Source organism: Phenylobacterium sp. P4_E10 (assembly GCF_056401675.1).
This window is the reverse complement of sequence record NZ_JBFUIW010000006.1, coordinates 123,824-142,990: the sequence shown is the minus strand read 5'-3', so window position 1 is coordinate 142,990 and position 19,167 is coordinate 123,824. Positions and strand designations below refer to the sequence as shown.

At 67.4% G+C, this 19,167-nt stretch carries 24 protein-coding genes; 10 read left to right on the top strand and 14 right to left on the bottom strand.

What is annotated here, in order from left to right; translation table 11 throughout:
- Nucleotides 1–94 precede the first annotated feature (94 nt).
- Nucleotides 95–349, top strand: coding sequence for an acylphosphatase (locus AC1DQJ_RS09180; protein WP_477602439.1), 255 nt, complete (start codon nucleotides 95–97; stop codon nucleotides 347–349).
- On the opposite strand, the gene AC1DQJ_RS09175 is transcribed toward AC1DQJ_RS09180, so the two are convergent.
- From AC1DQJ_RS09175 to AC1DQJ_RS09165, 3 genes are all read right to left on the bottom strand, one after another.
- A complete protein-coding gene (locus AC1DQJ_RS09175; RefSeq protein WP_477602437.1) occupies nucleotides 346–1,170 on the bottom strand; it encodes an enoyl-CoA hydratase/isomerase family protein in 825 nt (274 codons plus the stop codon). The genes AC1DQJ_RS09180 and AC1DQJ_RS09175 overlap by 4 nt on opposite strands.
- Before the next feature lie 68 nt (nucleotides 1,171–1,238).
- The gene (locus AC1DQJ_RS09170; protein ID WP_477602435.1) at nucleotides 1,239–1,478 is read right to left on the bottom strand and encodes a hypothetical protein; all 240 of its coding nucleotides are present in this window, start codon (nucleotides 1,476–1,478) and stop codon (nucleotides 1,239–1,241) included.
- 45 nt (nucleotides 1,479–1,523) lie between these two features.
- A complete protein-coding gene (locus AC1DQJ_RS09165) occupies nucleotides 1,524–2,669 on the bottom strand; it encodes a pyridoxal phosphate-dependent aminotransferase (RefSeq protein WP_477602433.1) in 1,146 nt (381 codons plus the stop codon).
- A 68-nt stretch (nucleotides 2,670–2,737) separates the two neighbouring features.
- Here AC1DQJ_RS09165 and AC1DQJ_RS09160 point away from each other — a divergent pair, with 68 nt between their 5' ends.
- Complete coding sequence (locus tag AC1DQJ_RS09160; RefSeq protein WP_477602431.1) at nucleotides 2,738–3,199, top strand: GNAT family N-acetyltransferase; 462 nt, start codon at nucleotides 2,738–2,740, stop codon at nucleotides 3,197–3,199.
- A 15-nt stretch (nucleotides 3,200–3,214) separates the two neighbouring features.
- Entirely contained in the window at nucleotides 3,215–3,724 is a 510-nt protein-coding gene (locus AC1DQJ_RS09155) for a GNAT family N-acetyltransferase (protein ID WP_477602429.1), read from the top strand.
- Here the strand turns inward: AC1DQJ_RS09155 and AC1DQJ_RS09150 are convergent.
- Nucleotides 3,702–5,030 (bottom strand): amidase family protein, encoded by a 1,329-nt coding sequence (locus AC1DQJ_RS09150; RefSeq protein WP_477602427.1) that lies wholly within the window; start codon nucleotides 5,028–5,030, stop codon nucleotides 3,702–3,704. The genes AC1DQJ_RS09155 and AC1DQJ_RS09150 overlap by 23 nt on opposite strands.
- A gap of 95 nt (nucleotides 5,031–5,125) precedes the next feature.
- On the opposite strand from AC1DQJ_RS09150, the gene AC1DQJ_RS09145 reads away from it, so the two are divergent.
- The gene (locus tag AC1DQJ_RS09145) at nucleotides 5,126–5,953 is read left to right on the top strand and encodes an AraC family transcriptional regulator (RefSeq protein ID WP_477602425.1); all 828 of its coding nucleotides are present in this window, start codon (nucleotides 5,126–5,128) and stop codon (nucleotides 5,951–5,953) included.
- On the opposite strand, the gene AC1DQJ_RS09140 is transcribed toward AC1DQJ_RS09145, so the two are convergent.
- Nucleotides 5,950–6,456, bottom strand: coding sequence for a response regulator (locus AC1DQJ_RS09140; RefSeq protein WP_477602423.1), 507 nt, complete (start codon nucleotides 6,454–6,456; stop codon nucleotides 5,950–5,952). The two genes, AC1DQJ_RS09145 and AC1DQJ_RS09140, sit on opposite strands and share 4 nt — an antisense overlap.
- Before the next feature lie 162 nt (nucleotides 6,457–6,618).
- Between AC1DQJ_RS09140 and AC1DQJ_RS09135 the strand changes: the two genes are divergently transcribed.
- Together AC1DQJ_RS09135 and AC1DQJ_RS09130 are read left to right on the top strand one after the other, a co-directional pair.
- A complete protein-coding gene (locus AC1DQJ_RS09135; protein ID WP_477602421.1) occupies nucleotides 6,619–7,887 on the top strand; it encodes an MFS transporter in 1,269 nt (422 codons plus the stop codon).
- Nucleotides 7,888–8,034: 147 nt separating this feature from the next.
- Nucleotides 8,035–8,448, top strand: a complete 414-nt coding sequence (locus AC1DQJ_RS09130; protein WP_477602419.1) for a hypothetical protein — start codon at nucleotides 8,035–8,037, stop codon at nucleotides 8,446–8,448.
- A 63-nt stretch (nucleotides 8,449–8,511) separates the two neighbouring features.
- Here AC1DQJ_RS09130 and purQ read toward each other — a convergent pair whose 3' ends face one another.
- Genes purQ through purC form a run of 5 tightly spaced genes read right to left on the bottom strand, consistent with a single transcriptional unit; the run spans nucleotide 8,512 to nucleotide 11,059 of the window.
- Complete coding sequence (gene purQ, locus AC1DQJ_RS09125; protein WP_477602417.1) at nucleotides 8,512–9,174, bottom strand: phosphoribosylformylglycinamidine synthase subunit PurQ; 663 nt, start codon at nucleotides 9,172–9,174, stop codon at nucleotides 8,512–8,514.
- A gap of 11 nt (nucleotides 9,175–9,185) precedes the next feature.
- A complete protein-coding gene (locus AC1DQJ_RS09120) occupies nucleotides 9,186–9,671 on the bottom strand; it encodes a DUF3291 domain-containing protein (protein WP_477602415.1) in 486 nt (161 codons plus the stop codon).
- 13 nt (nucleotides 9,672–9,684) lie between these two features.
- On the bottom strand, nucleotides 9,685–10,062 hold the full coding sequence (locus tag AC1DQJ_RS09115) for a hypothetical protein (protein WP_477602413.1): 378 nt from the start codon (nucleotides 10,060–10,062) through the stop codon (nucleotides 9,685–9,687).
- Nucleotides 10,059–10,301, bottom strand: coding sequence for a phosphoribosylformylglycinamidine synthase subunit PurS (gene purS, locus AC1DQJ_RS09110; RefSeq protein ID WP_374653939.1), 243 nt, complete (start codon nucleotides 10,299–10,301; stop codon nucleotides 10,059–10,061). The genes AC1DQJ_RS09115 and purS overlap by 4 nt, the downstream gene beginning before the upstream one ends.
- On the bottom strand, nucleotides 10,301–11,059 hold the full coding sequence (gene purC, locus AC1DQJ_RS09105; RefSeq protein ID WP_477602411.1) for a phosphoribosylaminoimidazolesuccinocarboxamide synthase: 759 nt from the start codon (nucleotides 11,057–11,059) through the stop codon (nucleotides 10,301–10,303). The genes purS and purC overlap by 1 nt, the downstream gene beginning before the upstream one ends.
- 242 nt (nucleotides 11,060–11,301) lie before the next feature.
- Here purC and AC1DQJ_RS09100 point away from each other — a divergent pair, with 242 nt between their 5' ends.
- Together AC1DQJ_RS09100 and AC1DQJ_RS09095 are read left to right on the top strand one after the other, a co-directional pair.
- Nucleotides 11,302–11,625: a DUF1476 domain-containing protein gene (locus tag AC1DQJ_RS09100; protein ID WP_477602409.1), complete on the top strand. Its 324-nt coding sequence runs from the start codon at nucleotides 11,302–11,304 to the stop codon at nucleotides 11,623–11,625.
- Between the two features lie 162 nt (nucleotides 11,626–11,787).
- Nucleotides 11,788–12,198 carry a hypothetical protein gene (locus AC1DQJ_RS09095; RefSeq protein ID WP_477602408.1) on the top strand — a complete coding sequence of 137 codons (411 nt, stop codon included), beginning with the start codon at nucleotides 11,788–11,790 and terminating at the stop codon, nucleotides 12,196–12,198.
- Between the two features lie 12 nt (nucleotides 12,199–12,210).
- Here AC1DQJ_RS09095 and AC1DQJ_RS09090 read toward each other — a convergent pair whose 3' ends face one another.
- Together AC1DQJ_RS09090 and AC1DQJ_RS09085 are read right to left on the bottom strand one after the other, a co-directional pair.
- Complete coding sequence (locus tag AC1DQJ_RS09090) at nucleotides 12,211–13,635, bottom strand: coniferyl aldehyde dehydrogenase (protein ID WP_477602406.1); 1,425 nt, start codon at nucleotides 13,633–13,635, stop codon at nucleotides 12,211–12,213.
- Between the two features lie 112 nt (nucleotides 13,636–13,747).
- Nucleotides 13,748–15,292, bottom strand: a complete 1,545-nt coding sequence (locus AC1DQJ_RS09085; RefSeq protein WP_477602404.1) for an arylsulfatase — start codon at nucleotides 15,290–15,292, stop codon at nucleotides 13,748–13,750.
- Between the two features lie 159 nt (nucleotides 15,293–15,451).
- Between AC1DQJ_RS09085 and AC1DQJ_RS09080 the strand changes: the two genes are divergently transcribed.
- Both AC1DQJ_RS09080 and AC1DQJ_RS09075 read left to right on the top strand, forming a co-directional pair.
- Nucleotides 15,452–15,805: a DUF1428 domain-containing protein gene (locus AC1DQJ_RS09080; protein WP_477602402.1), complete on the top strand. Its 354-nt coding sequence runs from the start codon at nucleotides 15,452–15,454 to the stop codon at nucleotides 15,803–15,805.
- A 99-nt stretch (nucleotides 15,806–15,904) separates the two neighbouring features.
- Complete coding sequence (locus tag AC1DQJ_RS09075; RefSeq protein ID WP_477602401.1) at nucleotides 15,905–17,143, top strand: acetyl-CoA C-acetyltransferase; 1,239 nt, start codon at nucleotides 15,905–15,907, stop codon at nucleotides 17,141–17,143.
- 89 nt (nucleotides 17,144–17,232) lie between these two features.
- On the opposite strand, the gene AC1DQJ_RS09070 is transcribed toward AC1DQJ_RS09075, so the two are convergent.
- Entirely contained in the window at nucleotides 17,233–17,721 is a 489-nt protein-coding gene (locus tag AC1DQJ_RS09070; RefSeq protein WP_477602399.1) for a pyridoxamine 5'-phosphate oxidase family protein, read from the bottom strand.
- Nucleotides 17,722–17,810: 89 nt separating this feature from the next.
- Nucleotides 17,811–19,133, bottom strand: coding sequence for an adenylosuccinate lyase (purB, locus tag AC1DQJ_RS09065; protein ID WP_477602397.1), 1,323 nt, complete (start codon nucleotides 19,131–19,133; stop codon nucleotides 17,811–17,813).
- Nucleotides 19,134–19,167: the final 34 nt, after the last annotated feature.

Sequence of the window (19,167 nt, the reverse complement as noted above, 5' to 3'; positions counted from 1 at the left end):
CCAGATTAGGCCGATGACCATGGGGCAAGGAAAGGGGTGGAAACCCGGAGCCGTGGTCCCGCATTTCCCGTCCATGGAACGGCGAGCGGTCAGATTGCGGATCAGCGGCCAGGTGCAGGGCGTCGGCTACCGCTGGTGGGCCGAGCGCCAGGCCCAGGCGCTCGGGCTCGACGGCTGGGTGCGCAACTGCGCCGACGGCTCGGTCGAGCTGCTGGCGATCGGCGACGAGGCGGCGCTCGAGCGCCTCACCGAGGCCTGCGCGAACGGGCCGCCGGCGGCGTCCGTCCGCGCAGTGCAGAGCCTGGGGGCGGACGACGACGGCAGCGTGGGGTTCGCCGCGCGGGCCTAGCGTCCGTGGAAGTCCGCGGGCCGCTTTTCCAGGAACGAGGTCATGCCCTCCTTGAAGTCCTGGGTGCGGATCAGCTGCAGGAACTGCAGATAGACGTGGTGGACGTGGTCGTTGAACGTCTCCGACAGGCCCATCCGCATCAGCCGCTTGGCCGACTGCACGGCCAGCGGTGCGTTGGCGGCCATCTCCAGGGCGATCTCGCGGGTCTTGGCGGCCAGTTCGGCGTCGGGGACGACGTGGTTGACCAGGCCCAGTTCGAGGCTCTCGCGCGCCGACAGGGTGCGGCCGGTGAAGATCAGCTCGGCGGCCTTGGCCCAGCCCAGCAGGCGCGGCAGGATCCAGGTGCCGCCGCTCTCGGGCACCACGCCGCGCTTGACGAAGGCGGCGGCCATCTTGGCGCTCTCGCCGGCGATGCGGATGTCGCAGCCCATGGCGGTGTCCATGCCGTAGCCGGCGGCCGAGCCGTTCAGCGCGCAGATGGTCGGCTTGTCCATGGCGAACAGCACGGTTGGCGGGGTGTTGCGCAGGTCGATGTTCACCGAGACCGTGGAGACCTGCTTGTCCGAGCCGATGCCCGAGCCCTGGGTGGCGTCGACCAGGTCGAGCCCGGCGCAGAAGGCGCGGCCGGTTCCGGTCAGCACGATGACGCGGACCGCGGGGTCCTCGTTGGCCTTGATCAGCAGCTGGGTCAGGCGCGCCAGCATCGGGCCGGAGATGGTGTTGAGCCGCTCGGGGCGGTTGAGGGTCAGGGTCGCGACGCCCTCGGACACCTCGTAGAGAACCTCTTCGGATTTCTGGACCGTTTCCACCGCCGCGCTCATCGTCGCTTCCCTTTATGGCGTAAATTATTGGTCCGAGCCTAGGCCCCCGATTACCGGCGAGCAAGCGTTCAGGACACGCCGCGCAGGGCCACCCAGATCATCCGCAGGCCCACGATCAGCGCGATCTGGCCGATCGCGGCGACCAGCGCCGAGCCCGCCAGGCCAAGGTCGATCATCGCCCGCTCGCAGGTCGCGCCGCTGCAGTTGAACACATAGACCAGCGCCGCCAGGATCGCCGCGCCGACCAGACTGAGGGCCACGCCGCCGGCCAGGCGCCAGCCGTCGGCAGGGGCGGTGATTTGGGCCATCGGACGCTCCAGGTTCGCGTCCAGATCAAACGCGCGAAACCGCCGTCAGGCGCCGGGCGTGCGCGCCTGGGCGGCAAGCCAGGGCTCCAGGCGGGAAATCGCCTCCTGGATTTCCGGGGTCGAGACCGCGAACGACATGCGGATGTAGTGCTTGCCCTCGACCGGGTCGAAGTCGATGCCTGGCGCGGTGGCCACGCCGGTGTCCTGCAGCAGGCGCTGGCAGAAGGCGAGGCTGTCGTCGGTCAGGTGGCCGATGTCGGCGTAGATGTAGAAGGCGCCGTCGGGCGGGGCGATGGCGGTCAGGCCCAGCCGCGGCAGGGCTTCCAGCAGCAGGGCGCGATTGGCGCGGTAGACCTCGACGTGGCCCTCCAGCTCCTCGGTCGCATCCATGGCCGCCAGCGCCGCATGCTGGGCGAGCGACGGCGGGGTCAGGAACAGCGCGCCCATATAGGCGACCGCCGCCTTCACATGATCGGGCGGCGACAGCAGCCAGCCCAGCCGCCAGCCGGCCATGCTGAAGTATTTGGAGAACGAGTTGACGATGAAGGCGTTCGGCTCGAACTCCAGCATCGAGCGGGCCGGCTCCACATAGGAGAGGCCGTGATAGATCTCGTCGGAGACGATCTTGATCCCGCGCTCGCGGCAGACCTTGGCGATGGCCTCCAGCTCGTCGGCCGGGATGATGGTGCCGGTGGGATTGGCGGGGCTGGCGATGATCACGCCCTGCGGCGGCGGGTCGAGCGCGGCGATCCGCTCGGCGCTCAGCTGGAAGCGCTCACCCACGCCGCAGGCCAGCTCCACCGGCTCGATGTGCAGGGCCTTCAGAGTGTTGCGATAGGCGACGTAGCCGGGCCGGGCCAGCGCCACGCGGTCACCGGGCGAGAAGGCCGAGGACAGCGCCAGCACCAGGGCCGGCGAGGCGCCGCAGGTGAGGGTCAGCTGGTTCGGCGCGACGGTGACGCCGTACTTCTCCTGGTAGTGCTGGGCGATGCGCGCCTTTAGCGTCGGGCTTTCCCAGTAGCCCATCGGATCGCTGTCGAGCACGCGATGAGCCGTCTCGATCGCCGCCTTCGGGGCGCCGGTGGAGGGCTGGCCGAACTCCATGTGGATGACGGATCGCCCCTCGCTCTTCAGGCGATGGGCCAGGCCGCTGACTGAGATGGCGTGGAACGGATCGATGCGCAGGGACATGCCGCTCCAGTGGCCCAAGGCCGCGGCCAAATCAAGGAATGGCGGCTATCTGTGCTAGGCTCGAACCCATGCAGGTGCGGCTGGCGAGCGGTGCGGAGCGGGAGGCGGCGATCGCGCGGCTGGTCGCCGAGTGGGGCGAGCCGATCCTGGCGCGGGGCGAGGCCTACACGATCGGCGAATGCGAAATCTTCGTGGCCGGCGAGATGGCGGGGCTGGCGGCGGTCAGCGGCCGCGACCGGCCGACCGCGGAGTTGGTGGCGATCAACGCGTTCGCACCCCGCGAGGGCGTGGGCACGGCGCTCCTGAACTTCATCGCGGACCACCTCGAAGGCTTCGTGGCCCTGCGGTTGACAACCACCAACGACAATCTCGACGCGCTGCGCTTCTACCAGCGGCGGGGCTTTGAGCTGGCGGCCTTGCGGCGCGGCGCGGTCGATCAAGCTCGGAAGCGAAAACCTTCGATCCCCCGGCGCGGGCACTACGACATCCCGATCCGTGACGAGCTCGATCTGGTGCTAAGGCTGGGCTGAGACCTGGAGGGAGCGATGCCGGACGTCGAACTGAAGGTCGCCGAACCCCACGAGCGGACGGCGATCGAGAACCTGATGCAGCTCTACACCCACGACTTCTCGGAGTTCTGGGCCGGGCGCGCCGACGGCGAACTCGGCGCGGACGGGCGCTTCGCCGAATACCCGCTCGATCCCTACTGGCGCGACGAGGGCCACGTTCCGCTGCTGCTGCGTTCGCAGGGGCGGCTGATCGGCTTTGCGCTGCTGAACAGGACACCGCACTCGGGCCGGCCGCTGGACCGCAACATGGGCGAGTTCTTCATCGTGCGGAAACACCGCCGCGGCGGCATGGGCACGACGGCGGCGCACGCCATATTCAGCCGCTTTCCCGGGATCTGGGAAACCGCTGTCGCCCGGCGCAACGTCGCGGCCCTGGCCTTCTGGCGCCGCGCGGCCGCCAGCCATCCGCAGGCGCAAGCGATCGAGGAGGCCGACTTCGACACCGCCGACTGGAACGGCCCGATCATCCGGTTCCAGATCGGCTAGGCGGAGCGACGAAACCGCCGAACTCGCGCTCCACAAGACCGGCGAAGGCCAGGGTCGTACGGTCCTCGCCGATCGCGCCGATCGCCTGGGCGCCGATGGGCAGGCCTTCAGGAGAGAGACCAAGCGGGATGCTGGTGGCTGGATTGCCGGCGATGGTGGCCAGGCTGCCCCACAGCGGCTGGCTCTCGTAGGCGATCTCGATCCCGTCCTGTGCGAGGACCGTCCCCATCGGGTCGCCCTCGCGCAGGGGAAAGGCGGTGGTCGGCATGGCAGGGCAGAGCACGACATCCCATTGCTCGAACAAGGCGCGCCATTGGCGGCCGATCTCCTGGCGCCGGCGGTCGGCCTCGGTCCAGGCGGCCTGGTCGGCCTCGGCGAAGAGCGCCATCAGCAGGACCTGGAACACCTCGGCCAGCTCCGCCAGGTCCGGAAGCAAGGGGCTGCCGCGGCCGACTCGGCAGCCCACAGCCTCCAGCTGGGCCCCCAGATTGGCCAGCGCCCCGCGCACGACCGGCGAGGTCTGCAGGAGCGGGTGCTCGTCCAGCACCAGCACGCGGTGGTCGGCCAGCGTATGGTGGCGCGGGGCCGGGAGGGAGGCGCCCGCGGCCACATCAAGCGCCAACTCCAGATCGGCCGGGCAGCGCGCCAACGGACCCAGCACCGAGAGGTCGATGGGCGGCCCATCGGCCGGTGCGCCAGGTGGAGCAAAGCCGCCGGTGGGAACCAGGCCATAGGACGGCTTGTGCGCATAGACGCCGCAGAAGGCGGCCGGGCAGCGCAGCGAACTGGCCAGGTCGGAGCCGAACTCCAGGGCCGAGAAACCCGCCGCCACGGCCGCCGCGCCGCCGCCGGACGAACCGCCTGGCGTGTGTGTCTGGTCCCAGGGGTTGCGGGTGACGCCATAGACGGGATTGGCGCTCTGCCAGTCGGCGAGCATGGCCGGGGTGTTGGTCTTGCCCAGGATGATCGCCCCGGCGGCCTTCAGCCGCTCGACCACGACGGCGTCGCGGGCGACCGGGATGTCGGCGGTTCCCGGAAGGCCCCAGGTGGTCGGCAGTCCGGCGATGTTGAACGACTCCTTGATGGTCATCGGCAGGCCCAGCAGCGGGCGGTCCTCGCCGCGGGCGCGGGCCGCATCGGCGGCCTGGGCCGCCTGGCGGGCGCGGTCGAAGTCGCGGACCACGACGGCGTTGATCGCCCCGTCCCGGGCCTCGATGTCGGTGATGGCGGCGGCGGTCAGTTCGGCGGCGCTGACCTGGCCGGTGCGCAGGGCGGCGAGAAGCTGTTGGGCGGTGTGCGTTTCCACGGGACGCCTCCTCTGATGAGCAACGGGTAGCGCAGGCGCTCAGAGCGCATTTGATCGCGATTGCGGGTCGGCCAAATTGTTGCGACCACTGCCCCATGTCGCTGACGCGTCGGGCGCTTTGGGTGATCGACCGCAACCTCGGCCGCGACTTGTCGCTGGGGGAGATCGCGCAGGCCTGCGGCGTCTCGCGGCACCACCTGGCCCACGCCTTCGGCGAAGCGAGCGGCATGTCGGTGATGGCCTATGTCCGCGGCCGCCGGCTCGGCGAAGCCGCCCGCGCCCTCGCCGGCGGCGCGACCAGCATTCTCGATGTGGCGCTGGAGGCCGGCTACGGCTCGCATGAGGCCTTTACCCGCGCTTTCGGCGCTCAGTTCGGCGTCAGCCCCGAACAGGTGAGGGCGCGCGGCGTGGAGGGACTGATCTTGCAGGAGCCGCTGAAGTTCGCCGACGATCCCTTAGCCACGGTCGGTCCTGCGCGGTTCGAGACGGCCGGCGAAATCCTGGCGGTCGGCCTGCGCGGTCCGTGCGGGTTCGACAACGCCGAGGCCATCACCCTGTTATGGCGGCGGTTCGGCCCGCAGTTCGCCGGTATCTCCGACCTGGCGAACCCGATTCCGGTCGGCCTGATGACCCCGGCCGACGAGGGCGGGGGGTTCGACTATGTCTGCGCTGCGGAAGTGACGAGCTTCGCCCAGGCGCCGGACGGTTTCGCGCGGGTGCGTATCGCCCCGGCCCGCTATGCGGTGTTCGACCACCCGGGGCACGTGACCACTATTCGCGCCACCTATCGCGGCATCTGGGATCGCTGGCTTGGCGAGAGCGGCGAGATCGCCGCCGAGGCGGTGAGCCTGGAGCGCCACCATCCGAGCTTCGATCCGCGCACCGGGCTGGGCGGCCTGGAGGTCTGGATTCCGCTGGCCTAGAGCTCGAGGAAGTCCACGCGGTCGGCCGAACGGCGCATCGGGCCGGTGTAGTCCGGTCGGCGGCGGCGGCGGCGGTCAGGCCCGAAGAACTCCTCGCACTGCACGTAGGCGCGCGCCTTGAAGATCACCGAGTTCAGCCTCAGCACGATGTCGCGCGCGGTCACCGGCTTGGCCAGGAATTCGTTCACGCCGCGGTCGCGCGCCGCGTTCAATCGGACCAGATCGGAGTGGCCGGTCAGCATGATGATCGGCAGGAAGCGGACATCGCCCGGGCGGGCGCGAACCTGGGAAATGAAATCGAGGCCGTTCATGACCGGCATCTCGTAGTCGACAAAAGCCACGTCGATCTGTTCGCGGGTCAGCACATCCAGGCCGTCGCGGCCGTCCTTGGCGTAGAACAGGCGACCGACGCCGAGGGCCAGAAGCACGGTGCCGATGATGATCCGCATCTGCTCGTTGTCGTCGACGACGAGAATGCGCAGCGCCTTCAGGCCTTGAGCCATACCGGTTCGCCCTCCGAATCACCCTGTCCTTAGGTAACCGAGTTCTCTGGTCTCGGCAGCTATCAGTTGCAGGCTTTGCAATTGTTCAGGTGCGACCGGCCGGCCGCTTGACCTCAAGGCCCGCAGGAGCCAAGCCGGGCGGCGTAAAAACCGGGGATGGGAATGGCGAAGAGTACTGAGGCGCCGTCGGCGCGGCGGGTCCTGGGCGCGAGCCTGGTCGGGACCGCAGTCGAGTTCTACGATTTCTACATCTACGCTACCGCGGCCTCGCTGGTGTTCGGCCCGCTGTTCTTCCCCGCCGCCTCGCCTTCGATGCAGCTGCTCTCGTCCTACGCCAGCATGGCGGTGGCGTTCTTCGCTCGCCCGGTCGGCGCGATCGTCTTCGGACACTTCGGCGACCGCATCGGGCGCAAGTCGACCTTGGTCGCCTCCCTGCTGCTGATGGGCGGCTCGACCGTGGCCATCGCCTTCCTGCCGACCTACCAGATGGCCGGCTGGCTGGCGCCGGTGCTGCTCTGCGTGCTGCGCTTCGGCCAGGGCTTCGGCCTGGGCGGCGAGTGGGGCGGCGCTGCGCTGTTGGCGGTGGAGAACGCGCCGCCCGGCTGGCGCGCCCGCTATGGCATGTTCCCGCAGCTCGGCGCGCCGGTCGGCTTCATCGCCGCCAACGGCCTGTTCCTGATCCTCGGCGTGCTGCTGACCCCCGAACAGTTCCAGGCCTGGGGCTGGCGCCTGCCGTTCCTGGGCAGCGCGCTGCTGGTCGGCGTCGGCCTGTGGGTGCGGCTCAAGCTCACCGAGACCCCGGCCTTCGCCAAGGCGCTGGAGGAGGAGAAGCCCTCCGACGTGCCATTGGCCGAGCTGTTCAAGCGCCACTTGCTGCCGACCCTGGCCGGCACCTTCGCGGTGGTGGCTTGCTTCGCCACGTTCTACCTCTCGACCGCCTTCGCGCTCGGCTACGGCACCCAGACCATGGGCCATAGCCGCGAGACCTTCCTGGGCGTGCAACTGGGGGCGATCGGCTTCATGGCGCTGGGCATCGTGCTGGCCGGCTATTGGTCGGACGCCACCAACCCGCGCCGGGTGCTGATGGCCGGCTGCGTCATGGCGATCGGGGTCGGCGCGCTGATGGCCCCGATGATGGGCGGCGGCTCGCTGCTGGGCAGCTGGGCGTTCCTGTCGCTGGCGCTACTGGCCATGGGCTTCGTCTATGGCCCGCTGGGCGCGTTCCTGCCCGGTCTATTCCCGGCGCGGGTCCGCTATACCGGCGCCTCGATGTCCTTCAACGTCGGCGGCATCATCGGCGGCGGCCTGACCCCGATGATCGCCCAGGCCCTGGCCACCAAGGGCGGCCTGGTCCCGGTGGGGATCTACCTGGCGGTGGCGGCGCTGATCAGCCTGATCGCCTTGCTGCCGCTCAAGCAGCAGCAGGCGTGAAGGAAATTTGCCTTCTGCGGCGCGGGTGGTCTTGCTTCGCATCCAGACCTGCCGATGACGCGGCGCACCGCGGCCACGATCCATTAGGCTTGGCCGCCTTATGAGGCGCATGGATCGAGGGATCTGTCGCACACAGGAGCGGGATCAATGAGCGAATTTGGCGAAGAGCCCGGCTTCGACGGCGGCGGCTACGATGTCGACGACTGGACGCGGCTGACCGCGTTCACCGGGTCGGTGGCGACGCTCGAGAACGTGCAGGCGCGCCAGGCGATCTTCGCCCTGGGCGACACCCGCGGCGGCCGGACGATCGACATGGACCTGCCGCAGCCGGTGATCTGGTGGGACGACGACGGCGAGGTCGCCGCGGTGGCCGTTCAGGCCGAGGCCCACGACAGCGAGGACGGCGAGACCATGGAAGTGCTCGGCCTGGTCCTGCCCGACGGGGCCGGCGCGGTGGCGCTGCTGGAAGACGTCGACCTGGTCGACGATAGCGACCCGGTGTGGCGAAAGCTCGTCGCCGAGGCGATCGGCGACGAGACCGGCGAGGACGATGACGACTAGACCCGGTCCTTAGAGCGTGGCGGTCGCTTCAACGGCTTCCACTTGAAGCTGTCACACTCCAGATCAGGCGCTGGCCAGGGCGCTCTGGAACAGCAGGGCGCCGTCGGCCGAGCCGAGCTCGGCCTCGAAGGCGCGGTCGGGGTGGGGCATGATCCCCAGCACGTTGCCCTGCTTGTTGACGATGCCGGCGATGCTGCGCGAGGAGCCGTTCGGGTTGTCGAGATAGCGGAAGACCACCTGGCCTTCGCCCTCCAGCCGGTCGAGGGTTTCCTCGTCGGCGAAGAAGTTGCCCTCGCCGTTGCCGACGGTCATCTCGACCTCGCGGCGGCCGTTGTAGGCGGCGGTGAAGCGGGTCTGAGCGTTGGTGACTTCCAGCGCCACCGGCTTGCAGACGTACTTCAGCTTCTCGTTCCGCAGCAGGGCGCCGGGCAGCATCTTCGACTCGGTCAGCACCTGGAAGCCGTTGCAGATCCCCACGACCGCCACGCCGCGATCGGCGGCGGCGCGAACCTCGGACATCACCGGGGCCAGCGAGGCCATGGCCGCGCAGCGCAGGTAGTCGCCATAGGAGAAGCCGCCGGGCAGCACGATCAGGTCCAGGCCATCGGGCAAGGAGGTCTCGGCGTGCCAGACCATGTCGACCTTGGCGCCCGTGGAGCGCTCGACGGCGACCTTGCAGTCACGATCGCAGTTGGAACCGGGGAAGACGATGACGGCTGCTTTCATGGGCGGGCTCTTTAGGCGCATTTGTCGAGAATTGGGAGGGGGGAGGTGGTCGCATCCGGCGCCGGGAACGGCTGGCGGAAGGTGAAGGCCTGCGCAGTCGGGCCGTCGCGTTCGATCAGGGCCAGCTTGGCGAGCGCCTCGGCGAGGGACGGCGTGTGGTCCGCGGGGACCCACCAGAGCGCCATGAACACCTCCATCTCGTGGAACCACTCGGCGCGGCGGCGCATGATTTCCACGTGGCCGGAGCGGTAGACAAAGGCGCCCAGGGCGGCCGGGCTTTCCCACACAGACATGTTGGTGATGATCATCGGGTCGTCGAAGGCGACCAGGTCGGTGGCGTCGTCGCCCTCGCCGGTCAACCGCCAGACGAAGCCGGGCGAGGCCTCGGCGATCGCGTTGATGCGGTCGAGGTTGTTCTTGAAGTCCGCCGTCTCCGGCGCGTCCATCGGCGCCTTGAGGCGCGCGACGTTGATCTGGGCGAGGTGATGACCGCTCATGGGATGTGCCCCCTCATCTGGCGCTGAGGCTCTCCAGATAGGTCATCATCTTGTCGAATCCAGCCTTGTCGCCATAGGCGCAGCCGGTGTTCTTCATGACCTTGCGGCCGTTCTCCTGCACCGCTTCCTGCTTGAAGATCGCCGGATGGCCGGGCGCGCCTTCGACGGTGAAGACAAAGGCCTCGCGGCCGCCTTCCATGTTGAAGAAGCGATAGGGCTCGCCCCGTTCCGCCGGCGCGGCGACCAGTCCCGGCTGGGCGATCACCTTGGTCGAGAGCACGGGGTAGGGAAGGCTGCAGTCCAGCGCCAGCCGCGGCCGTACCGCGGGCGGCTCGGGCGAGCAGGCGGAGGCCAGCAGGAGAAGTGAGAAGAGGGCGGAGTGCGCCCTCACGCCACCTCGACCCGGTAGCTTTCGATGACGGTGTTGGCGAGCAGCTTCTCGCACATGTCCTTCACCTGGGCTTCGGCCGCCGCCTTGTCGGTGGCGTCCTTCAGGTCGAACTCGATGGTCTTGCCGACGCGCACGCCGTCGACCTGCGGCCAACCCAGGCCGTGAAGAGCGTTCTCGACGGCCTTGCCCTGAACGTCCAGCACGCCCGGCTTCAGAAACACATGAACTTTCGCGCGCACTAGTGCAGGCCTCCTTGGATGACGGTGGGCATCTCTTTCATGATGCCTAGACGGCGGGCCACTTCGGTGTAGCCCTCGATGACGTCGCCCATGTCGCGGCGGAAGCGGTCCTTGTCCAGCTTCTCGTTGGTCTGGCTGTCCCAGAGGCGACAGGAATCCGGGCTGATCTCGTCAGCCAGGATCACGCGGGGGAAATCGTTCTCGTAGACGCGGCCGAACTCGACCTTGAAATCGACCAGGGTGATGCCGACCCCGGCGAACAGGCCGGTGAGGAAGTCGTTCACCCGCAGCGTCAGCGCCATCATATCGTCGATCTCCTGGGTCGAGGCCCAGTTGAAGGCGGTGATGTGCTCCTCGGCGACCATCGGGTCGTTGAGCTTGTCGTCCTTCAGGTAGAACTCGATGATCGAACGCGGCAGAGCCTGGCCTTCGGGGAGGCCGAAGCGCTGCGACAGGCTGCCGGCGGCGACGTTGCGGCAGACGACCTCGAGCGGAATGATCTCGACTTCACGGATCAGCTGCTCACGGAGGTTCAGACGGCGAATGAGGTGGTTCTGAACCCCGATCGAGTTCAGCTTGATCATCACGTATTCGCTTATGCGATTGTTGATGACGCCTTTACCTTCTAGGATCGCCTTCTTCTGAGCGTTGAACGCAGTTGCATCGTCCTTGAAGTATTGGATTAGAGTTCCGGGCTCCGGGCCCTCGTAGAGAATCTTGGCCTTGCCTTCGTAGATCTTCTTGCGGCGGGTGGTCATATGCGCCTTCTCCCAGAGCAAGGGCTCGGCCGCTACCGGAAAACGAAAAAAGCGCGCGTTTCGATCCGTCGCGCGCGGTTCCAGTTTTAGGCTCTCTCACTCATTTGAGGCCTTTTGAAATTAGCGGAAGCGCCGCCTGGGCGCAAACAGCGTAAGAGCCGCAGCGTCTCCTCGTGCGTTTACGTTGCGGGGACCGGGCGCAGAGGATATGCAACGCCGACCGACCGCCTACTGGGGAACACATGACGACCTTCGACGATCGCGAGCGTGGCTTTGAAAAGAAGTTCGAGCTCGACCAGGAGCAGGAATTCAAGGCCGGGGCGCGTCGCAACCGCATGCTGGGCGAGTGGGCTGCCGGCCTGATGGGCCTGGGCGTCGACAGCGTCGCCGAGTACGCCAAGGCTGTGGTGAAGTCCGACTTCGAGCTGCCGGGCGACGACGACGTGCTGCGCAAGGTGTTCGAAGACCTGAAGGGTTCGGGCGTCGCGGTCAGCGAGGGCGAAGTCCGCATGAAAATGGACGAGCTGCTGGCCCAGGCTCGCGAACAGCTGCGCTCCGGCGAATAACGTCCGACGTTCCGACCAACAAACAGCGCCGTCCTTCGGGGCGGCGTTTTTTGTTGCCCGATCCCCAGCAGCGCAAATCGTTGTTTCGTAACGGCTTCTAATTGCCGCGCCTGAGCGCATGCTCCCACTGTCGTCTGCGACAGAACAGGATGGGAGAACGTCATGCGTACGGTTTTCGCTGTTTTCGCAGTGCTTGGCGTAATGACCGCAGCCGCCCCCGCCGCGGCGCAGGAGGCCCCGAGGTCGGTCGTCAGCATCTACCGGGCCGCGCCCGGCCAACAGGTGGCGCTGCTCAGGTGGTTCGCCGGCCAAGACCAGATTTCACAGGCGGCGGGAATGGCGGCCTCGCAGCTCTACGTCCACCAGGACGGCGCCAGCTGGGACTTCGTGGTCATCGCCCCGGCCGCGACCCGCGAGCAGGACGCGACCCTCGACGCCGCCGCCAAGAAGCTGGGCATGCCGACCGGCCCAGCGGTCGGGCTGGAACTGCGCAAGTCCATCGCCGAGCACTCCGACACCTTCGCAGCCGGCCCAACCACGGCCGCCGCCTGGCTCAAGCAATTGGGCCAGTAGCGAAGGCCCCCCTTACCGCTTCAGCTGACCGTCCAGGTACTTGCGGATGCCAGGCCCGAACGGCGGGCGCATTTGTTGCAGCGGCTTGTCGGCCTTGATCTGGGTGTAGATCGACTTGGCGTGGCTGAACTCGCGGAAGCCGTCGACGCCGTGATAGCTGCCCATGCCGGACGGGCCGACGCCGCCGAAGGGCAGGTTCTCCTGGGCGACGTGGAAGATCACGTCGTTGACGGTGACGCCGCCCGAGGTGGTGGAGCTCAGCACCTTCTCGCGCTCAAACTCGTCGGACCCGAAATAGTAGAGGCCCAGCGGGCGCTCGCCCTTGTTCACATAGGCGATGGCCTCGTCGATGCCGGAATAGGTCTTCACCGGCAGGATCGGGCCGAAAATCTCCTCCTGCATGACCTTGAGGTCGTCGCTGGGGTCGATGATCAGGGTCGGGGCGATCTTGCGATGCTCCTGCTGGGAGAGGTCCTCGCCCTCGGGCTTCAGCTCGATCACCCGCGCGCCCTTGGCGCGGGCCTCGTCGACATAGCCCTTGATCCGGTCGTAGTGCCGCTGGGCGACGATGGCGGTGTAGTCGGGGTTGTCCCTCAGGGTGGGGAACAGCTTGGCGACCGCGCCCTGGGCGCCGGCGATGAACGGCTCCAGGCTCTCCTTGGGCGTCAGCACATAGTCGGGGGCCAGGCAGATCTGGCCGGCGTTGAGGGTCTTGCCGTTCATGATCCGGGCGGAGGCCACGCCGATGTCGGCCGACTTGCCGAGGATCACCGGGCTCTTGCCGCCAAGCTCCAGGGTCAGCGGCACCAGGTTGTCGGCCGCCGCGCGCATGACGTGGCGGGCGATCGAGGTCGCGCCGGTGAAGACCAGGTGATCGAAGGCCAGACCGGCGAAGGCCTGGCCGACCTCCGGTCCGCCGGTGACGACGGCGACTTCTTCGTCCGAGAAGGCGCTGGCGAACATCTTGGCCAGCAGCTCCGAGGTGGCCGGGGTGAACTCCGACGGCTTGATCATCGCGCGGTTTCCGGCCGCCAGCACGCCGGCCAGCGGCGCGAAGGTCAGGTTCACCGGGAAGTTCCAGGGGCTGATGATCCCGATCACGCCCTTGGGCTGGAAGCGGATCTCGGCCTTGGCGCCGAACAGGCCGAGGATGGCGGGGGTGGGCTTGCGCTTCTCCGGGCGCATCCACTTGGCCAGGTGCTCCTTGGCGTGCTTCAGCGGGCCGATCGAGCCGGAGATGTCGGTGAAGGCGGTCGCCTCGCGCGAACGCGAGCCGAAGTCCTGGTTGATCGCGTCCTCGATCGCGGCGCGGTTGTCGATCAGCAGGGCGATGGCCCGGTCGATGCGCTCGGCCCGGACCTGGGCCGACGGCTCCCCGTCTCGCAGGTGGGCGGCCTTCTGCTTGGCCAGCAGGGCGTTCATTGCGGCGGCGTCCATGGCGTGTCGTCTCCTCCCGAATATCCGGCGGATGTTCGGATAGTGACGTTACGGAATGGAAGCGCGGCGCGGAAGGAGCCGGAGCGACCGTGGTCGCTCCGATCCGTCGGGCCTAGGACGCGCCGGTCGTGGAGGCTTCCTGCAGCGCCGAGATCGCGTCGTCGATCGTGAAGCTGTTGGGCTTCTGGATCGGCGGGAAATCCTTGAACGTCGCCGCCCACTGATCGGCGATCGCCCAGGCCCCGTAGAGCATATAGGCGTGGTAGAGGAACCACTCATAGTAGCTGTTGGAGGTGACGTCCGCGAACTCGTAGGGGTCGGTGCGGAGGTTGAACAGCTTGGGGAGCCGCAGACGGGTGAATGGTTCGGCCCAGATCTGCATGGTGCCCTGGCACCGCTGCTCCATGAACACGACCTTCCAGTTGTCGTAGCGGATACCCAGGATGTCGCCGTCGTCGCTGATGTAGACGAACAGCTTGCGCGGGCTCTCCTTCTCCTGGCCGGTCAGGTAGGGCAGCAGGTTGTAGCCGTCGATGTGGTTCTTGTAGGTCCGGCCGAGCGCCTGGTAGCCCTTCTTGGCCTTCTCGACGATGTCGGGCTCGCCCGCGATCGCCAGGAACGTCGGGAACCAGTCGTGGTGCTGGACGATCTCGCGCGAGACCGAGCCGGCTTCGATCTTGCCGGGCCAGCGGACCAACTCGGGAATGCGGAAGGCGCCTTCCCAGTTGGAGTTCTTCTCGCTGCGGAACGGGGTCATGCCGCCGTCCGGCCAGCTGTTGCGGTGCGGCCCGTTGTCGGTCGAGTACATCACGAGGGTGTCGTCGGACAGGCCGAGCTCGTCGAGGTAGTCGAGCAGTTCGCCGACGTTCCTGTCATGGTCGATCATGGTGTCGTGGTAGGGCGACTGCCAGCGGCCCGCCTGGCCCAGGCTCGACTTCTTGGTGTGGGTGAACATGTGCATGTGGGTGGTGTTCACCCACACGAAGAACGGGGTGTCGGCGTCGTTCTGGCGCTTGATGAAGTCCTTGGCGGCGGCGACGAACTCGTCGTCGCAGGTTTCCATCCGCTCCTTGGTCAGCGGGCCTGTCTCTTCGATCTTCTGCTTGCCGACCTTGCCCCAGCGCTCGTGGACGGTCGGATCCTCGACGTCGGTCGCCCAGGAGTGGATGACCCCACGCGGGCCGTTCTTCTTACGGAAATTCGGGAAGTCCTTGTCCGGGAAGTAGTCGTACATCTCCGGCTCTTCCTCGGCGTTCAGGTGGTAGAGGTTGCCGAGGAATTCGTCGAACCCATGGTTGGTGGGCAGCATGTGGTTGAGGTCGCCCAGGTGGTTCTTGCCGAACTGCCCGGTGGCGTAGCCCTGGTTCTTCAACGCCCCCGCGATGGTCAGGATCTTCTCGTTCATCCCGACCGGCGCTCCGGGCGCGCCGACCTTGGAAAGTCCGGTCCGCAACACGCTCTGACCGGTGATGAACGAGGATCGGCCGGCTGTGCAGGACTGTTCCCCGTAGGAGTCGAGGAACATCATGCCTTCCCTGGCCAGGCGATCGATGTTGGGCGTGTTGTAGCCCATGAGGCCATGGGAATAGCAGCTGAGGTTGCTGATCCCGATGTCGTCGCCCCAGATGACCAGGATGTTGGGTTTTTTGGCAGGCATGGCGCACTCCGATGCTGAGGCGGCCATAAAATGGGGGTGCCCCTGCACTCGGGATCAGGTGAAACCCCTGATGTCGGCGCCATTTCCCCCTGCGGTCTTTGTCGGAACCGGCGGGCGGCGAACGTCCTTGAGACGTGAAGCAGCAAAGGGAGGGCCGAAATGCCCTATGTCGATGGCTTTGTGTTGGCGGTGCCGAAGGGAAATATCGAGGCGTACAAGGAGATGGCGCGGCTGGGCGGTACGGTGTGGATGGAGCACGGTGCGCTGAGCTACGTCGAATGCCTGGGCGACGACACGCCCTATGGCGAGTTGACCTCGTTCCCGCGGGCCGTGCAGGCGACCGACGACGAGATCGTGGTGTTCTCGTGGATCACCTATGAAAGCCGCGAGGCGCGCGACGCGGTCAACGCCAAGGTGATGGCCGACCCGCGGTTCAAGGACATGCCGCAGAACCAGCCGTTCGACGGCAAGCGCATGATCTACGGCGGCTTCCAGAGTTTCCTGGAGCTCTAACCTCCGGGACTGAAAAGCCTCTGGACTGACGTGGCGGCGGGTGGGCTTGTTTCTTCCAAACGTCGGGTGCGCGCGCCCGGCCAACAGGAGGAAACCACAATGCCCGAGGCCCTGATCATCGACGCCTGCCGCACGCCACGCGGCATCGGCAAGGTCGGCAAAGGCGCGCTGGCCGATTTCCACCCGCAGCACCTGGCTGCGACGGTGCTGAAGGGGTTGGCCGAGCGCAACAACCTGAAGACCGGCGAAGTCGACGACATCATCTGGGGCACCTCCAGCCAGCGCGGCAAGCAAGGCGGGGATCTCGGCCGGATGTCGGCGCTCGACGCCGGCTACGACGTCAAGGCCAGCGGCATGACCCTGGACCGGTTCTGCGGCTCGGGCATCACCGCCGTGAACCTCGCGGCCGCGCAGATCATGTCGGGCATGGAAGACCTGGTGATCGCCGGCGGCACCGAGATGATGTCCTACACCAGCTCGACCGGGGACCCGTCGGTTCCGCCGATGATGGACGGCGGCAACCTGCGCCTGCGCGCACGGCACCCGCAGAGCCAACAGGGCGTCTGCGCCGACGCCATCGCCACGCTCGAGGGCATCGACCGCCGGGCGCTCGACGAACTGGCGCTGCTGAGCCAGCAGCGGGCCGACGCGGCGATCAAGGGCGGCCATTTCGACAAGTCGCTGGTGCCGGTCTACCGCGAGGACGGCTCGCTGGCGCTTGACCGCGAGGAATTCCCGCGCCCGCAGACCACGCTGGAAGGGCTTTCGGGCCTGAAGGCCTCGTTCGAGATGATCGCCAACGTGCCGGTCGACGATAAGGGCACGACCTACGGCGACCTGATCCGTCAGGTCTATCCGGACCTGAAGATCACCCACATGCACCACGCGGGGAACTCCTCGGGCGTCGTCGACGGCGCGGCCGCGGTGCTGCTGGCCTCGCCGGAATACGCGGCCAAGAACGGGCTGAAGGCCCGCGGCCGAGTGGTGGCCATGGCCAATATGGGCGACAGCCCCACCCTGATGCTGAACGCTCCGGTGCCGGCGGCCAGGAAGGTCCTGGCCAAGGCCGGTCTGACCCTCGACGATATCGACCTGTTCGAGATCAACGAGGCCTTCGCGGTGGTGGCCGAGAAGTTCATCCGCGACCTCAATCTGGACCGCGACAAGGTCAATGTGAATGGCGGGGCCATGGCGCTCGGCCATCCGATCGGCGCGACCGGATCGATCCTGATCGGCACCATCCTCGACGAACTGGAGCGCCGCGACCTGAAGCGCGGCCTGGTGACCATGTGCGCCGCCGGCGGCATGGCCCCGGCGATCATCGTCGAGCGGATCTAACCCAAAGTGCGGCCCCTCTCCCCGGCGGGAGAGGGGCCGCTCTTGGATCACGACGAGGCCGCTGGCGGTCCAGGTTGGCCCGGACGGCGTCAGTTCAGGCGAACGTCGGCGACCTTGTCCTGGTAGTCTTTCTTCGGATCGCCGCCGAGCAGCAGCTTTACGCCCGCGAACAGGCTGTTCTCGTTGAGCCAGATCTGGGCGCGATCGGGTTCGAAGCGGATCAGCAGCAGCTTGGGGTCTGCCTTGCCGCCCTCGAACCAGGCCGCGACGAACCGGTTCCAGAGCCGGTCGATCACCGTCGGGTCGTCGTCGACGACCAGGTCGCCGTGCAGGGTGGCGAACAGGTCATGGCCCTTGGAGGCGAAGTGGGCGAGCGCCTCATGCCGGTCGCCCAGGGCCTCGGCAAGATCGGTGTCCTTCGAGGTGAAGAACCAGATCGAACCGGGGCGATCCTCGTCCAGCTGGGCGGTCATCGGCTGGGCCAGGCCCTCCTCGACGCCGGACAGACCCAGCATCAGGGTCATGTCCGACTTCAGGGCCTTCCAGAACTTGGCTTCGATCTCGCTATTGCTAGGCATGTGGTCCTCCGTTCAGGCGGTGTGAACGGAGGCTCCCACGGGCGGTTCCAGCTAAGCCTTTGAGATTATTTCTCGTTCCAGCTTGGAACTTACTCGGCCGCCTTGGCCATCGCCGCCTCGCCGAACACGCGGGCGAAGACGGTGTCGACGTTCTTGAAGTGATAGCCGAGGTCGAACAGTTCCTCGAGTTCGGCGTCCGACAGAACCACCTCGGGATCGGCCTTCAGGAAGTCGAGGAAATTGCCCTCGCCGCGCCAGACCTTCATGGCGTTGCGCTGGACCGCGGCGTAGGCGCCTTCGCGCGAAATGTCCTTCTGGGTCAGGGCCAGCAGCACGCGCTGGGAGTGGACCAGGCCGCCGAGGCGGTCGAGGTTCTTCAGCATGTTGGCCGGATAGATCAGCAGGCGGTCGACGACATTGGCCAGGCGGCGCAGGGCGAAGTCGAGGTGGATGGTGCTGTCCGGGGCGATGCCGCGCTCGACCGAGGAGTGGCTGATGTCGCGCTCGTGCCAGAGGGCGACGTTCTCCATCGCCGGCACCACGGCCGAGCGGACCAGGCGGGCGAGGCCGGTGAGGTTCTCGGTCAGGATCGGGTTGCGCTTGTGCGGCATGGCCGACGAGCCCTTCTGGCCGACCTCGAAGAACTCTTCGGCTTCAAGCACTTCGGTGCGCTGCAGGTGGCGGATCTCGACGGCCAGGCGCTCGACCGAGCTGGCGACCACGCCGAGTGCGGCGAAGTAGGCGGCGTGGCGGTCGCGCGGGATCACCTGGGTCGAGACCGGCTCGACGGCCAGGCCCATCTTCTCGGCCACGTGGGCTTCGACCTCGGGGGCGACGTTGGCGAAGGTGCCGACCGCCCCGGAGATCGCGCAGGTGGCGATCTCGAACTTGGCCATGGCCAGGCGCTCCTTGGCGCGCTGGAACTCGGCGTAGTGGCCGGCGAGCTTGAGGCCGAAGGTGGTCGGCTCAGCGTGGATGCCGTGGCTGCGGCCGACGGTGGGGGTCAGCTTGAACTCGAAGGCGCGCTTCTGCAGCGCGGCCAGGACCAGGTCGACGTCCTCGATCAGCAGGTCGGTGGCGCGGCTGAGCTGGACGGCCAGAGCGGTGTCGTTGACGTCCGAGGAGGTCATGCCCTGGTGCAGGAAGCGGGCTTCCGGGCCGACGATCTCGGTGACGTGGGTCAGGAAGGCGATGACGTCGTGTTTCACTTCGCGCTCGATGGCGTCGATGCGTTCGACGTCGAAGATCGCGTCGCGGCCCTTCTCCCAGATGGTCTGGGCGGCGAGCTTCGGGATCACGCCGAGCTCGGCCATCTTGTCGGCGGCGTGGGCCTCGATCTCGAACATGATCTTAAACCGCGTCTGCGGGTCCCAGATCTTGGCGGCTTCCGGGCGGGCGTAACGGGGGATCATGGCGGGGCTCCTTCGGGCGGGTGTTAGCCCCGAA

Excerpts from the sequence above, each read along its gene's own strand:
- AC1DQJ_RS09165 (WP_477602433.1), bottom strand. The coding sequence starts at position 2,669 with ATGTCCCTGCGCATCGATCCGTTCCACGCCATCTCAGTCAGCGGCCTG.
- AC1DQJ_RS09090 (WP_477602406.1), bottom strand. The coding sequence starts at position 13,635 with ATGGACGCCGCCGCAATGAACGCCCTGCTGGCCAAGCAGAAGGCCGCC.
- AC1DQJ_RS09155 (WP_477602429.1), top strand. The coding sequence starts at position 3,215 with ATGCCGGACGTCGAACTGAAGGTCGCCGAACCCCACGAGCGGACGGCG.
- AC1DQJ_RS09160 (WP_477602431.1), top strand. The coding sequence starts at position 2,738 with ATGCAGGTGCGGCTGGCGAGCGGTGCGGAGCGGGAGGCGGCGATCGCG.
- AC1DQJ_RS09095 (WP_477602408.1), top strand. The coding sequence starts at position 11,788 with ATGCGTACGGTTTTCGCTGTTTTCGCAGTGCTTGGCGTAATGACCGCA.
- AC1DQJ_RS09140 (WP_477602423.1), bottom strand. The coding sequence starts at position 6,456 with ATGGCTCAAGGCCTGAAGGCGCTGCGCATTCTCGTCGTCGACGACAAC.
- AC1DQJ_RS09135 (WP_477602421.1), top strand. The coding sequence starts at position 6,619 with ATGGCGAAGAGTACTGAGGCGCCGTCGGCGCGGCGGGTCCTGGGCGCG.
- purC (WP_477602411.1), bottom strand. The coding sequence starts at position 11,059 with ATGACCACCCGCCGCAAGAAGATCTACGAAGGCAAGGCCAAGATTCTC.
- AC1DQJ_RS09085 (WP_477602404.1), bottom strand. The coding sequence starts at position 15,292 with ATGCCTGCCAAAAAACCCAACATCCTGGTCATCTGGGGCGACGACATC.
- AC1DQJ_RS09080 (WP_477602402.1), top strand. The coding sequence starts at position 15,452 with ATGCCCTATGTCGATGGCTTTGTGTTGGCGGTGCCGAAGGGAAATATC.
- purB (WP_477602397.1), bottom strand. The coding sequence starts at position 19,133 with ATGATCCCCCGTTACGCCCGCCCGGAAGCCGCCAAGATCTGGGACCCG.
- AC1DQJ_RS09120 (WP_477602415.1), bottom strand. The coding sequence starts at position 9,671 with ATGAGCGGTCATCACCTCGCCCAGATCAACGTCGCGCGCCTCAAGGCG.
- AC1DQJ_RS09070 (WP_477602399.1), bottom strand. The coding sequence starts at position 17,721 with ATGCCTAGCAATAGCGAGATCGAAGCCAAGTTCTGGAAGGCCCTGAAG.
- AC1DQJ_RS09145 (WP_477602425.1), top strand. The coding sequence starts at position 5,126 with ATGTCGCTGACGCGTCGGGCGCTTTGGGTGATCGACCGCAACCTCGGC.
- AC1DQJ_RS09175 (WP_477602437.1), bottom strand. The coding sequence starts at position 1,170 with ATGAGCGCGGCGGTGGAAACGGTCCAGAAATCCGAAGAGGTTCTCTAC.
- AC1DQJ_RS09130 (WP_477602419.1), top strand. The coding sequence starts at position 8,035 with ATGAGCGAATTTGGCGAAGAGCCCGGCTTCGACGGCGGCGGCTACGAT.
- AC1DQJ_RS09170 (WP_477602435.1), bottom strand. The coding sequence starts at position 1,478 with ATGGCCCAAATCACCGCCCCTGCCGACGGCTGGCGCCTGGCCGGCGGC.
- AC1DQJ_RS09075 (WP_477602401.1), top strand. The coding sequence starts at position 15,905 with ATGCCCGAGGCCCTGATCATCGACGCCTGCCGCACGCCACGCGGCATC.
- purQ (WP_477602417.1), bottom strand. The coding sequence starts at position 9,174 with ATGAAAGCAGCCGTCATCGTCTTCCCCGGTTCCAACTGCGATCGTGAC.
- AC1DQJ_RS09100 (WP_477602409.1), top strand. The coding sequence starts at position 11,302 with ATGACGACCTTCGACGATCGCGAGCGTGGCTTTGAAAAGAAGTTCGAG.